13 protein-coding genes are annotated in these 13761 nt (G+C 37.7%); 1 reads left to right on the forward strand and 12 read right to left on the reverse strand.

Annotated elements, in window-relative coordinates:
* Positions 1-277 precede the first annotated feature (277 nt).
* Entirely contained in the window at positions 278-475 is a 198-nt protein-coding gene (locus IPF37_02425) for a hypothetical protein (protein ID QQR49675.1), read from the forward strand.
* A gap of 55 nt (positions 476-530) precedes the next feature.
* Here IPF37_02425 and IPF37_02430 read toward each other — a convergent pair whose 3' ends face one another.
* The 12 genes from IPF37_02430 to IPF37_02485 all read right to left on the reverse strand — a co-directional run bounded on the left by IPF37_02430 (position 531) and on the right by IPF37_02485 (position 13725).
* Positions 531-1595 (reverse strand): hypothetical protein, encoded by a 1065-nt coding sequence (locus IPF37_02430; protein ID QQR49676.1) that lies wholly within the window; start codon positions 1593-1595, stop codon positions 531-533.
* Between the two features lie 9 nt (positions 1596-1604).
* A complete protein-coding gene (locus IPF37_02435) occupies positions 1605-2027 on the reverse strand; it encodes a hypothetical protein (GenBank protein ID QQR49677.1) in 423 nt (140 codons plus the stop codon).
* Positions 2028-2091: 64 nt separating this feature from the next.
* Positions 2092-3147, reverse strand: coding sequence for an SDR family NAD(P)-dependent oxidoreductase (locus IPF37_02440; protein QQR49678.1), 1056 nt, complete (start codon positions 3145-3147; stop codon positions 2092-2094).
* A 2-nt stretch (positions 3148-3149) separates the two neighbouring features.
* A complete protein-coding gene (locus IPF37_02445) occupies positions 3150-4214 on the reverse strand; it encodes a glycosyltransferase family 2 protein (GenBank protein ID QQR49679.1) in 1065 nt (354 codons plus the stop codon).
* Between the two features lie 11 nt (positions 4215-4225).
* Positions 4226-5662: a hypothetical protein gene (locus tag IPF37_02450; protein QQR49680.1), complete on the reverse strand. Its 1437-nt coding sequence runs from the start codon at positions 5660-5662 to the stop codon at positions 4226-4228.
* A gap of 175 nt (positions 5663-5837) precedes the next feature.
* Positions 5838-7544 carry a hypothetical protein gene (locus tag IPF37_02455; GenBank protein QQR49681.1) on the reverse strand — a complete coding sequence of 569 codons (1707 nt, stop codon included), beginning with the start codon at positions 7542-7544 and terminating at the stop codon, positions 5838-5840.
* A 23-nt stretch (positions 7545-7567) separates the two neighbouring features.
* Positions 7568-8500, reverse strand: a complete 933-nt coding sequence (locus tag IPF37_02460; GenBank protein ID QQR49682.1) for a hypothetical protein — start codon at positions 8498-8500, stop codon at positions 7568-7570.
* Positions 8440-9231 carry a hypothetical protein gene (locus IPF37_02465; protein QQR49683.1) on the reverse strand — a complete coding sequence of 264 codons (792 nt, stop codon included), beginning with the start codon at positions 9229-9231 and terminating at the stop codon, positions 8440-8442. The genes IPF37_02460 and IPF37_02465 overlap by 61 nt, the downstream gene beginning before the upstream one ends.
* Complete coding sequence (locus tag IPF37_02470; protein ID QQR49684.1) at positions 9228-10628, reverse strand: amidase; 1401 nt, start codon at positions 10626-10628, stop codon at positions 9228-9230. Before IPF37_02470 ends, IPF37_02465 begins: the two co-directional genes overlap by 4 nt.
* 14 nt (positions 10629-10642) lie before the next feature.
* The gene (locus tag IPF37_02475) at positions 10643-11833 is read right to left on the reverse strand and encodes an N-acetyl sugar amidotransferase (GenBank protein ID QQR49685.1); all 1191 of its coding nucleotides are present in this window, start codon (positions 11831-11833) and stop codon (positions 10643-10645) included.
* Positions 11834-11845: 12 nt separating this feature from the next.
* Entirely contained in the window at positions 11846-12427 is a 582-nt protein-coding gene (locus IPF37_02480; protein ID QQR49686.1) for a GNAT family N-acetyltransferase, read from the reverse strand.
* Positions 12424-13725 carry a DegT/DnrJ/EryC1/StrS family aminotransferase gene (locus tag IPF37_02485; GenBank protein QQR49843.1) on the reverse strand — a complete coding sequence of 434 codons (1302 nt, stop codon included), beginning with the start codon at positions 13723-13725 and terminating at the stop codon, positions 12424-12426. Before IPF37_02485 ends, IPF37_02480 begins: the two co-directional genes overlap by 4 nt.
* Between the last annotated feature and the right edge of the window lie 36 nt (positions 13726-13761).

Consider the following 13761-nt stretch of genomic DNA (forward strand, 5'->3'; position numbering starts at 1 on the left):
AGCTTAGCGCAAATGATTATAAAAAAAAAGTAGCCCCTAATAAACCCCGGCAAGTCAAAAACACCCCTTTTTACCCCCTAATTTTAGACCCCGGCAAGGGCCATATAATGGCTTTTAAACTAGGCCTTTTCTCAAAAATAGCCCTTTTTGGCCCTTTTTGAACATTTCTATTTGTAAACATATTGACTTTATTATTTTCTATTAGTAAGATAGATATAGAATGGAGCGATTGCTCTAGTATAAGTTCAACCTCGTATTTTTCAGAGGAGCAAAACTTATGAAGAAAATAGTTAAAAATAATCTTCTAGGTTTGATGTTGTTATCATTTGTATTTGGCGTAGCTTCAAGTAATCTTTTTGCAGAAGGCGAAGAAACTTACGAAGCACCACAAGAAGAAGTGATTATGCCTTTGGATCCAGCGCCAACGCCAGAAGAACCTGTCGTTGCACCTGAAGAAGGTCAAATTTCCGAATAAGAAACCTATTTGGTTGAATATGAGAAAAGGCTTAGGCTTTCGCCTAGGTCTTTTTTTATGTAAATATTCCCCGTTTCCACCAAATCTTATCTGAAAATACGCCACTAAAGTCATGCTTCTCAAAAAAATACTCATAAACACTTAAACGTCTATCGTGTTGTACATATCGCTTTAAAAATCTATTAACACGCCCTTCGCGTGTTTGATTTTCAAGATCAAGCGACAAGCGACCCAGCGGCATTATTATCTTTTTTCTCAACAGATATTTCGCTAAGTAAAAATTAAAGCACGATTGCATATGCCAAAAGAGTATGCGCTTGGTATAACGTTGATGCTGGGCATCTTCGCGCGAATACGAAAAATAATCAATGCCATTTTTTCGAAAATACTTGTAAGGAAAACAATCATCATAAAAGTTAATCAATAATGGATTTTCAAAAAGAAGATAATCCTGAAGCCGCTCATAAACATTCTCAATCGATTGCTGCACCAGTTGGCGTGTATGAATGAGATGCGAAATCAAATCTTGATCGCTGGTAATTGTTTGACGAAAGCGCGAGCCCGCCCACCGCGTTTTAAATGAAATTTCCCACCCTACACGTTGCTGCCAGGCCTGAGCAGAGTATTCTTCGATATTGGAAACAAAACGATCAAGCTGCGCTTGGTACTGCACAAACCAACCAGTATCGCTTATCACGGTAAAAGCCGGGCACCCCTGCAACACAAACGTAGTGCCCGTCAATTTTTCAGCAATTATTTTTGGATCTTCGTTAAAAACAATATCCCCATCGTAATGAATAACCGGTTGATTCTGAAATACGTCTCTAATTACCAGCCAACGCAAAAAACATTTTTTTTCATAATCACCAAAACGATCAAGCTGCGTATAACGCTGGGCATGAGCTTGGTACAAACTGCTCGCGTCATAAAGCGTAAAACCAAGAGTGCGTAATTCAGTTTTATACGCATCACTTAAAAGCTGAAGGCCCTGCAAAAAAAGAATCGCAATATCATTTGAATAACCAAGCTGCCGATTACGCCTACCAACAAATGCAAGCGGCACATGCCGCTCAAAGGTTATTTCGCTTTCAGCACACCAGGCAACAATGACATTCTTCATGAAATTTTCTTAACAAACCGAACCATAACCGCCACACCCGGGTTCTATTCCAGCCTGGCTTTTCCACATTGGAATGAGCAATCTATACGTACCATAATTTTCTAAAAGCATAACAATACGGCTAAGATCGCGCAAACGAGCAGTATTGGGAGTTGCATTTGCAACAAGCTCATGCTTAGCAATATTCACACAAAATTCCTGCAAATGTTTGTCTTCTAGAACAGATTCGGTCTCAATACATTCTACAAAATCACTTAGATTAGCCTCAAGAATAATTGCACACAAGCGCTCTTTTAACGAAACCTCGTTGATTACAAACCCTTCCACAGTGTCATTATCCACCATTTCTTGAAGCCCTTCATCAAAAACAGCTTCAACTGAAAAAAAATTACTAAAAGTACAGAAGATCATTAACAACATATATTTTTTCATACTAAACTCCTAAACACCAATACCAAGTCACTACAAAATTTTGTCACTGATTTAATGAATACCTTCATGCTAAATGCTCTTCAACAAAATCCGTTCTAACATTAACTCCTGCTTGATAATATTTCTTTAACCATTCATAAATTTTGGCAATCCCTTGATCGCAAGAAATTTTTGGATTAAAACCTAACAATGCTTCTGAGCGGGTGTTATCTGAAATAAACATAAGCTGGTCGCCAGGCCGCCAATTATCAAATGAATACTGAATCTTATCGCCAGCCAAACCTTTTAAGACATCAAAAAATTCTAGTAAAGACAATGAGTTTTGTTGCCCACCGCCCATATTAAAAGCAAGTCCCTGAACTTTTTCTGCATTCATGATAGCCAGTTCATAAAAATCAACCAGATCTGAAACATACAAAACATCGCGTACTTGCTTGCCATTTCCATAAATAGTAATTGGTTTTTTTTCAAGATGCGCAATAATAAACCACGCTATCCAGCCCTGGTCTTCAACACCAAACTGATGTGGGCCATAAATACATGACTGCCTAACAGTAATAGCTTTAAGCCCATAAATACGAGCATAATCTAACGTATACTGATCGGCAGTACCTTTTGAACAGCCGTACGGAGAAAAAAATTCAAGCGGCTGCTCCTCACTAACACCTTTGTACAAAGGATTAGGAGAACGGTAACGCGAGGTATCTTCAATTAAATGTTGTTCTGCAATTTTACCGTAAACCTTATTAGTTGAAGCATTAATAAAAACAGCATGCGGCGAAAATAAGCGTACACATTCCAAAACATTAAAAGTTCCAAGCGCATTAACATAAAAATCATGCCGCGGATCCTGAACCGATAACGTTACCGCAACTTGAGCGGCCAAATGAATAACTGCATCAAACGTATGTACTTTAAAATATTTCTCTAAATTTTCACGATCAGTAATATCAAGCTGTAAAAAATTAAATAAAAGATTTTCACGCATCCAACGAATATTAATTAATGCCGTTTGCCGTGAAAGATTATCAATAACAAAAACCTCATGTCCTTGCTCTGCAAAATGCTTTACCACATTGCAACCTATAAAACCCGCTCCACCAGTTACTAAAATTTTCATTACTACCCCTTAAACGCAAGCTTTTGATATGCCTTTGGTAATTCTTTAATCACGGTATCAAAATTTTTATCGGCAACGCCTTGCAGTCCCAAATCCCACAAATAGCTGGCAAGCCCCGGGCTCTTGTGCAACACTCCCTGCATTTTGATCATGGAAGTATAATAATGAAACCAGATTTCATCAGGCAATAAAGGCGCTTTGGCCCCACGCAAGCGCTGCAGCTTGGAGCGAACATAATGCCGTACTAGAAAGCGAATATTGTCAAAATCACGCAATACTTTTTGCATTCCTTGCGCTTTAAATTCTTGCATATTGATACGCGTAAGCGCACCACAATGTCCCTCTCCAACCATGCGAGACATCCAAAATTCTTGTGTCAAGCGATAGGGAGGAATCACGTGCTCTACCACTATTTTTGGTGAATAAAAAATTTTATAGCCATGCGTTTTACAGCGCTTACAAAAACCGTAATCACCAGGACCCACATATAATTTTTTAAAAGTCTTTTCAGCAATATTGGTCTCTACTCCCACCGTGTCTGGCGGAAAACCACCAATTTCTTTGTATACGGACTTGCGAATTGCCATGATGGGGCCAGGTACCGCATCAACCTCTTTTTCTTGCTCCCCCAAATTGTACAGCGATAAACCGTTAAAACTATTTTGCAAATCAAGCACCCATTGCGGCGGCTCTTGCTCAAACCGTGGTAAAATTTTACCACCGGCAACAGCACAATCTGGATACTTATCAAAAATTTCTTCAATTGCCTCAAGCGTCCCTTGATGCACAATTACATCATCGTCAAGATAGACAATTATAGGGCCACGCGCATGTAAAGCCCCTGTGTGACGAGCTCGTGTAAACGATGTGTTGCCTTCAAAAACGTAACGAACTCGATCCCCATAACTTGTAACCAATTCTTTCGTCTGATCTTTTGAATTATTATCAACAACAACTATTTCATAAGAAACCTTGCTAGCACCACTAAAGATACTTTCAAGGAGCCGCTTAAGAGATGCTGCTCGATTGTGCGTAGGAACTAACAGAGAAATTTTTGGTTCAATCATGACAACCCTTTTCACTTTTCAAAAATAATCAATTGACGCGTTTCTGGGTGAGATGGCAACAGCACCGCGTTCCTAAAAAATTTCTTTCCCTCTTCAAGTACTCGATCTATATTGTACGTTTTTAATGAATATTTAGACAAATGCTTAAAAAAATTAGGATCTGTTACAATCATTGAATCATCTAATGCAACAAACTCAAGAACCAATGCCTTATGCGTTAGCATTGCCAGTATGGACAGAACATGTTCAAGTTTTTCATTCATGCCCAAAACAAGATGGTGCAATAACCCAAGACACAACACAACATCAGATTGCAAGCGATCATGCGCTGGCAAAAAAAGCGGCGTTTTTTTAAATTCATCAGTTTGATAAACACTATCAGTTGGCACTGCACCAAAAGCAGAGCGTTGTAAATCTTTAAATGATAAAAAAAGTGGAAGAATATTTAGATTTTCTTGCTTGGCAAAACGATATAAAAAATCAACACATGATTCATCGATATCAGTTGCAGTAACTTTGGCCCCAAGCTTTGCTGCTAAAATAGAAAACCAGCCAGTATTCGCACCCAAATCTAAAACACTTTTAGGCTTGTACTGCTGCAAAACCTGATAAACGCCCTTTTGCTTTTCTTTCCAATTAGTCTGATCATCAAAAGAAAAATTCTCTTTTTTTTCTTCATAATAGGCAACATAACTACCACTGCGCGAAGCAACCTCAAGCGCTTCGATAGACGCCAAAACATCGCGACAACAATCTTGAAAAGATTTGCGCTCAGCACAGGTAAGGGCATAATACAATCGGGCAGTCTGAAACGCCGTTTGTATCTTAGAACAGGCCCCTTGCATCCGAATCATATCGTGCCAAGTTGTTGAATGATTCCCTCTATTACACGCATTGTGCCACAAGAGCTCTCGCGCACCTTTGTAATCTTTTCGACTCATAATAATTAATGGGAAAAGTATGTAAGGCAAAAACATTTTCTCAAAAATAATGTAATTAAATCCCTTATTTTGAGGATCTATTTCTTTGTACCACGCCTCTTTTACTCGATTTTCTTTTTTTATTATCGATAAAAAATCAATAAAGACAGGCTTGAAACCATTAAACACAATATTTTCAGGCAATGCATCTTTAAGAGTTAACCCATAAGTATCCAAATCAAGAAAAAGCTGCACGTGAAAGCGTGCAGCCTCTTTAAAAGCACTTACTGCCCACTCACTTGGATATGAGATAATATGTTTTTCGTGACTCAAAAAACCCTGCTGATCTGCTTGCTCTGTTCTTACAATACCAATCTTTTCCAAATGATTTTTTTTATACTGCTTCAATAAATCTTGAGCTTCAGACCAATAAGTTTTATCAATTTCTCTTAAAATATGATCCTGAGCATCATACACTTTACCCTGCATATCATAACCAACAAGGCGCTTATTATTATGATTCAACATTATAAATACTCTAATACAGCTTAAGAGAACAACATGAAAACCATTTAAAACAGGAACAATTTTTTGAACTAGTCATATTACTACTCATTTGAAAATCACCATTCGATACATATTCATAACTACCAACATTACGCATATATAAAACAATATTTATCTGTAACCATATCTCCTTGTTTTAGAAATCAGGCCAACGATTTTGAGAAATAATGGGCAAATGATTAATAATGGAACCACAGACATAATCAAACATCTTACTATTCCCAGGCATCAAAGCATCAGCTTTTGAAAAATTCAATATATTGTGACCAGTTAATGAATAATTAAAAAGATCAAATTTAATTGAATAAACAAAATGATATAAATATAAAAATTTCCATGCTTGTTGTTGATTATAAAGGCGCTCTTTAATAGATAGTGGATTATGAACTAAACGTTCTAATAAAGAAAAATATGCATCATAATTTTCAGGATCGTACGTAAACCCTTTTTGCGCATACGGCGCATGCCCAAGAGTAACAACAGGAACCCCAGCACAAGCCATTTCAATACCAAGAGTCGTAGTAAAAACAAGTCCGGCAGTAATATAATCAAATAAATCATACGCCTGAATATTGGTATCTGGTCTTAAACAAATAATATTACTTGTTAAATTCAAACCAATACAAAAATCATACATACCTTGCCTTGTTATAGGAAAATATTTATTCCATTCACCAGGATGAACTTTGAGAATTAAATTGAAATTTGGCTTTGTTTTAAAAAAAGTAATTACCTTTTCTAGCCATACAGGCATAGCTCCAAAAGATGAGGGGGATTCAAGTGCTGCAGCATCCCATATAATATTAATTGGCAACAAAAATGTCGGCTTAGAAAAATCGATATGACTCAATGATTGCTGAACTACTTTTACCACACAAGAAGCTGGATTTGCCGTATTAACATTCATATTAATACCAGTTTTTCCATTCTTTAAATATGCCGTGACTAAAGCCTTTTGAGCATCAGAAAGATCTCTATTTTTCCAAGTTAACCAAATATCAGAAAAATCAGTTGGCACAACATCCGCATTAAAATTGTAACACCAAGTATTACGCACATAACCTATTGTTGAATTAAAATAAGGAATTTTTTTTCGAGCTGCTATGATTTTGATAATAGACCAAGGATAATAAAAACTTCCATTTGAATAAATCACATCAGGACTAATATCGTCGAATGCTTTTTTTAAAGCTTCAATCATCAAAATAATATTAAATAAATATGACTTTAATTTTTTTTTATAATCGTTAACACACTGAATATCACCAACAAGTTCATTATTTTTAATAATATCTACAATCCATTTGCCAACAGGCATAGAATCATAAAGCCAATGTTCATAATCAGCAATGTCATAACTTTCACAAAGTTGACGAGTATCACATTTTTGAGTTTCTAAAATATAGTTACGTAATTCAAATGGAACAACATCCAACCACTGCAACCATAGTTCATTATCTGCATCTTGGATAATCTTATTATTCTTGTGAAATTGCTCTTTATCTCTAACCGGATCATCGATATAACTACCCCAAATGCCACCAAAAAGACTTGTCTCTCCCTCTTGAATCCCACCCTCAATCAAAGAAACGATTTTGGCTCCACGTAATTTCAGGGCCTGCGCAAGCATCCAATCATGAATGCGATTAACTTCACAAACAGAAAAAGAGAGCGCAAATAAAATTCTTTGTCGTTTTAAATCAGATGGCATGCTACTTACTAAAATATCAATCTGTTGATTAATTTTTTGAATTTTGTTTCGTAATTCATTACGCTTGCGCATACGTAAAAATTGTCGCAGGTGATTTTTTACTTTAATTAAAGTATTTTTTACTTCAAACATTACTCTCTTACCAACTTTTTTTATTACAAATCAAACAACATACACCATTTTTCAACTAAGGCATCACTCATCACAAAGTCACGCCCTGCAACAATGCTATCACAAATAAAATCAATAAAATCATTTTTTCCAGGTAAGAGGAGCGAAGCCTGATCAAATCTAAAATAACGATTTTGTGAGTATTCCAAAACTTCAAAAGGAATTTGTCGCTGTAAAAAGAAAGAATATGCATACTGACGAGCTAAATCTCTTGCTCGCTCAGCAAGTAAAGGCAACTGAGCGGCAGATTTTAAATAAGCACGATACTCTTCCTTAGTTGATGCATCATGAGTAAAACCCTTTTGCGCATAATGAGCCTGTCCGGCAAGGATCACTGGCTTACCCATCAATGAGATTTCAAGCCCTGCGGTACCACAAACAGTCACGGCCCCATCAATAAGTTGATAAAAATTTAAAGGACTTACCTCATCATGCATAGAAATTATTTTTACATGCTCTGGCAATGACGGAAAATTTTGCTTAATAAATTGTTCAAGCCCGCTGTATGGATTTTCCCAAGATTCAGCGGGATGAATTTTTATCAACCACGTTACGTCAGGAACCGCAGCAATATGAACTACCGTATCAAAAATCCATTCATTAAAAGTAGCGTAAGGCATTGGAACATAATCCCCAACATTGTCCCAATTAATATGACAAAAAATACCCCACACAGGTTTATTGCTCGTTATTTTGTAACGGTCTTTTAGAGCTTGAATATCATCTTGATAAATGCCAAATGATTTCATATCAAAACTAATTTGCTTCTTGTAACGATTTGATAAAAATTTATCAAGACGTTTCTTTTCAATCTCTAATAAAGGAACAGATTTTCTTTGTTCCCATGCATTGCAACTTATACTATAAAAATCAATAGGCTCTGAGTTAATATGCTTAAAATAAAATTGATAAAGCATGTAAGACGACATCCAGGCAGTAACAGAAATATTTTTTGCCAATGCATTATGTAAAGCAGGCCCCAATCAATGTACGTTCCATGTGACATAAATAACTGGTTTGGCTTATAACTGTCTATTGCGGCATAAGAAGCTGCAGCAACCAGCAACCCTGCATACGTATAATCCAACAAAACATCATCTCTATCCTTAATATCATGCCCGCGTGAATAGCGAATTAAAGCTGATGAAATATTTTTTCCAATATTAACACCCTTGAATGTCAACGAATCTAACGAATCCCAAGTCACCATATGAGCCTGCTTTAAAAGCTCAACACGATCTTGTTGAGTAATAAAATCCCCAACAAATGAATACGGCAGCCCTAGTATATCCAAAAAAGAAGCACAGGGTTCCTTGCAATTAGAACATTTTTTTTCTTTTTTCGAACATTGATAGTCTTGCTGTACTTCACGTCTCACGCATGCTGGCAAAGTTCCATCGCAAATAACCAACTGAACATTAAAACCTCGAAGCCGAAGAGCAAGGGCAACTGCTCCTTCAATATTAAGTAAAATAGACATCCCACCAGTCACCCAAAAAAGAATTTTAGGAGCTGTTGTTTTTATCGGGACAGCTAAAGGATTTTTAAAAAGATTTTTTACCTGATTTCGCTTAAATTTTGCTTGTTGATAATCATGCAAAAAAACAGATGCTCTCTTCTTTAATCCCAAAACTTTTTTCAAAATCATAAACCAATCTCGGCGTGATCAAGTTTACTATTTCTTGCTTTTTTAAGCGTTGGATAGGTTGACACCGGCAACAAACCTAATGAAACAAGATGATTAATAAAAGTAAATAAGTGTAAATCCTGATACCGACGAGTCACAAGCTGCACACCAAAAGGCATTCCTGATGGCGCCCTAAAAACAGGCGCACTCACTGCAGGTACATACGTCATCGTCCACATAAGCGCAGGATCTGGTAATTCTATCTCATGACGCAAAGGAGCTTGGCCTGCCGTACTGAGCGAAACAAGTACATCATAATCGTTAAAAACATCATCAACTAAACAAACCATATCTCGCTGATCTGCTAATGCCTGGTGATAATCTTTGACGGTGATAATCAACCCATCTTCTATCAGCTCAGCCATTCTTTCAGATACCAATTCTTTTTGCTTAAACTCTTCTTGGAAATAATACGCAAGCGATTTGTTATAAATTATTCGATGCACATCGTGAGCATTATTCACTTGTTCAGGCATTGTAACTTCTTCAACTTCAACACCATCAGCTCCTGCAAGTTTTTGCACCCAATCAATCATAGATTTTTGTGCATAATCATAAGCGTAATCCCACGTATGGCTACGCACAAAACCCACCCGCCATGGTTTTTTACGCGAACCTTCAGGCAAAGAATAATTATCCAATGCTGCATGAATAAAAGGATAATCTTTACCAGAAACTCTGAGAACATTTAAAGCATGGGCCAAATCTTGTACATGACTAACAAAAAAACCAACAGAATCCAACGTGTCCGTCGTCTTTAAAATACCTGTACGCGGAATAAGCCCAAACGATGGCTTAACACCATACACGCCACAAAAGCTTGCCGGCCTTACTATGGAACCTGCTGTCTGCGTACCCAACGCAACGGGAAGCATCCCGGTTGCCACTGCAACAGCAGAACCACTCGAAGATGTTCCTGGAGAAAAGGCAGCATCGTGAGGATTAGTGGTTTCACTCAGCGCATGAACACCAAATTCAGCTGATGATGTCTTTCCGGGCATAATACCACCCGCACGCTCAACATGATACACAACACGCGCGTCATTGCCAGGACAAAATCCTTGCCATAAAGCACTGCCCATTTGTGTCTGAAAATACTTGGTGTTAATAATATCCTTAATCCCAACCGGAATTCCTTCAAGCGCCCTAAGCTGCCCTTTTTGAATATTTTCTCGCGCTAACAGCGCTTTTTGTAAAAAATATTCAGCATCAAAATGTTCCCACGCATTAAAGATCATGTCAGAATTTTGGACAAAGCGAATCATTGATTCGGCAACAAAAACAGGATCTAACATCTTTTTGCGATAAGCCTGTAAAGTTTGCTGAATACTATAATCTAAAAAAAAGCCATGTTGCATTGTAACCACCCAATCTAAAGATTTTCTTTGTTGGTTTTTTCAATTAATTCTTCAACAAAAGGCTTAACAGATTTTCGTTGTTCTTTACTTTTAAAATTAATTGGCATTGCAATTTTACCAAGTTTTTTTAAACGATGACCTTCCATAATTTTATGAAATTCATCTTCCGTTAAACCAGTAATTTTTAAATAATAATCAAGCGCATCAGGCCTCATTGAATCATGTTTTTTTGCTAATTCAAAGCCCTCTTCACGCGTCAACAAACCGGCGCGCACATCAACACTCGCATGAAATGTTCCTCGACCATAGCCACGCTTGAGATAGCAGGTAAAGTCATGCACACCCGGCATAATGCACTCAGCACTTTTATAACGTTTATAGGTACCATCAATGTTCGTTTCTTTCCAGGCATAGTTATCACGTACAAACTCCATTTGGCGCTCATCATCCCAAAAAATATAGTCGCCCAAATGAATGCCATGAACGCCCACCTTCAAACATTCCTCTGGTGTGGGATTTTTGAATGGTGCAAGATCTTTCATAGTCAAATAATCACAGACCATTTCTTCAGGCTTACGCTTAGCAGAAACAGCGAGGAAATAATCTTTATCAAATTGCAAACGCTTACATTTGTACGATGCTCGCCCAGACGACTCAGATATTGACTCGCCCCAAATAAGTAAAGGAATTTTGTAAGCCACAGCAACTTGCAAAGGAAATGCTCCAACGCCGGCATGACAATGCCAACAAGCATCCCCAATAGCCTCAAGAGAGCGGCGAGCGGTACGATTTACTAAGTTTCGGTTTGGCGTAAACATAATGTGATCAACATTAAATTTCTCAAGTGAATTCAAAAGATTGTACATTCCCGTGCCACTAAACCAATTATGGCTAAACGTCACCGCCAAAGGCTTCATCCCATAAACTTTAGTAAGTACATGTAGCTGAAAGGTACTGTCTTTCCCGCCACTAATGGGAATAATACAATCGTAGTTATCACCAGATTTTGCTTTTGCATCGTCCAATATCGCCCTTAAATCTTTTTCGCGTTCAGCCCAATTAATATGCATTTTTTCTTCAGAAGAACGACAAGCCTGGCAAATACCCATCTCATCAAAATCAACTCCTTCTTGAGTTTCGGGAATGCAACAACGAATACAATATTGTAAATCTTGAAAAGGAGTCGTGTTTTTTTGATCGTTCATAATGTTTTCTTTCTAAAAAACGGTAGAGCTTTGTACTGCAGGTTGATGAAATTTCGCAAGAAATTCTTCACGAAGTACGCCATAATCTATAATATCGACAAACTGCCCATGCTTAAACAAGGCCTGTCGACGAATCCCTTCTTCTTTCATCATCATATAACAAGCCAATTTTTGCATAGCAATATTATTAACAGATGTTCCACAGTAAATTCTATGTAAATTAAGTTCCAAAAAAGTATGCTTTAGTAACATAATCGAAGCTTCTTTGGAATAACCTTTCCCCCAAGAACTCTTATCACCCAAAATAATTGCATACTCAGCATTGCGGCTAATATAATTAATGTTTTGAATAGCAATATTACCAATATGTTTATCATTATCTTTGCGAACAATAGCACAGACTAAAAAAGCTGGATTAGCCATTACTAAATCAAAATAAGTTTGCGCAGCCTTTTTTCCATACGGAAAAATATGATGCGAATTAAAGCGACACACATCAGGATCATTCAGCCAAGAAACATAATCGCCTTCTAGATCCTGCTCACAAAGACCCCGTAAATAAATATTTTCACCAATTAAAAAAGGCACTTTCATAATACTTTTCTATTCTCCCAAACCTTTTCAAAAGCTCTCACTACATCATCCAAATCATGCGTAGTCATGCCGGGCCGCATCAGTTCATGAATAATCAACTCATGCTCATGCATGCGTTCTGTTACGGGACAAATACCCTGAGCATAAGAAACTTCTGAGCCCTGCGCTTGTAAACTCCACGGATAATGCGAAGTCCCGTAGACCTGTTTTTTTTGGTAAATCGATTGCAAATAAAGCGGCTTAACATAGCCACCATTAATTTTAACGCCTTCAGTCTCCCGCCACTCCGTCACTTCCAGCTCAGCTTTTATTGCGTTAACAAAGGTATTACGAGAAACGCCTGCAATCTGTTCATTAAATTTTATGGCATGAAGATAATAGGCATGAGTAGAATCTTGGCGAACTTTTGGCATCGTTAAAGCCGGAATAGCCGCAAGTCTTTTTTCTAAATACGCAACATTTTCAACACGTGTCTCAACAAGCGTATTCAAGCGTTTAAGCAAAACAAGTCCTATGGCTGCTTGCATTTCAGTTAAACGATAATTAAAACCAATCATATTGGTAAAATGCGCATCTCCTTTTGCATCAATAACAGCTTCAGCATGATTACGAATAAGTCGCAATCGCTCGGCCAATTCGTCGTTATCAGTTACCACTACGCCACCCTCGCCAGTATGAATATGTTTGTGATAATTAAGAGAATAAATACCCATATCACCCAACGTACCCGCACTTTTATTTTTATAAAAAGCGCCAGGCGCTTGCGCACAATCTTCAATAACAAGCAGTTTATGGCGTCGCGCAAGTTCATTAATTGCTTGCACATCGTAAGGCAACCCAAAAAGGTCAACGATCAGAATTGCCTTTGTGCGCGGCGTAATACGTTGCTCAATCGATGCAACATCAAGACAAAAATAATCTTTTTCTATATCAGCAAAAACAGGAATAGCATGATACACGAGAGGCGCTACCGCTGAGGCAGACATACTAAACGGCGTTACAATAATTTCGTCGCCAGGCTCAATGCCTGCCGCCCCAACAGCTGCATACAAACCAGAGGTTGCTGAATTAACTGCTATGGCATGCTTTACACCAAAATAATGAGCCCAGGCTTCTTCAAAAGCACGTACCTGCGGACCTCCATAAAAATCTTGATGCCATGCGCCAAGATAGCGAGACAATACGCCTGATCGCAAAACCTGCGATACCGCAAGTTCAACCTCGTGATCAACCACCTGATAAGGAGGAAATTTTTTTGTTCGAATTTTTGAACCACCATGAATTGCAAGTGGCGACAAAGCCTTACTCGGCTTTATTTTTGGTAATGTTTGAAC

The sequence above is a fragment of the bacterium genome, assembly GCA_016699045.1.
GTDB lineage: Bacteria > Babelota > Babeliae > Babelales > RVW-14 > AaIE-18.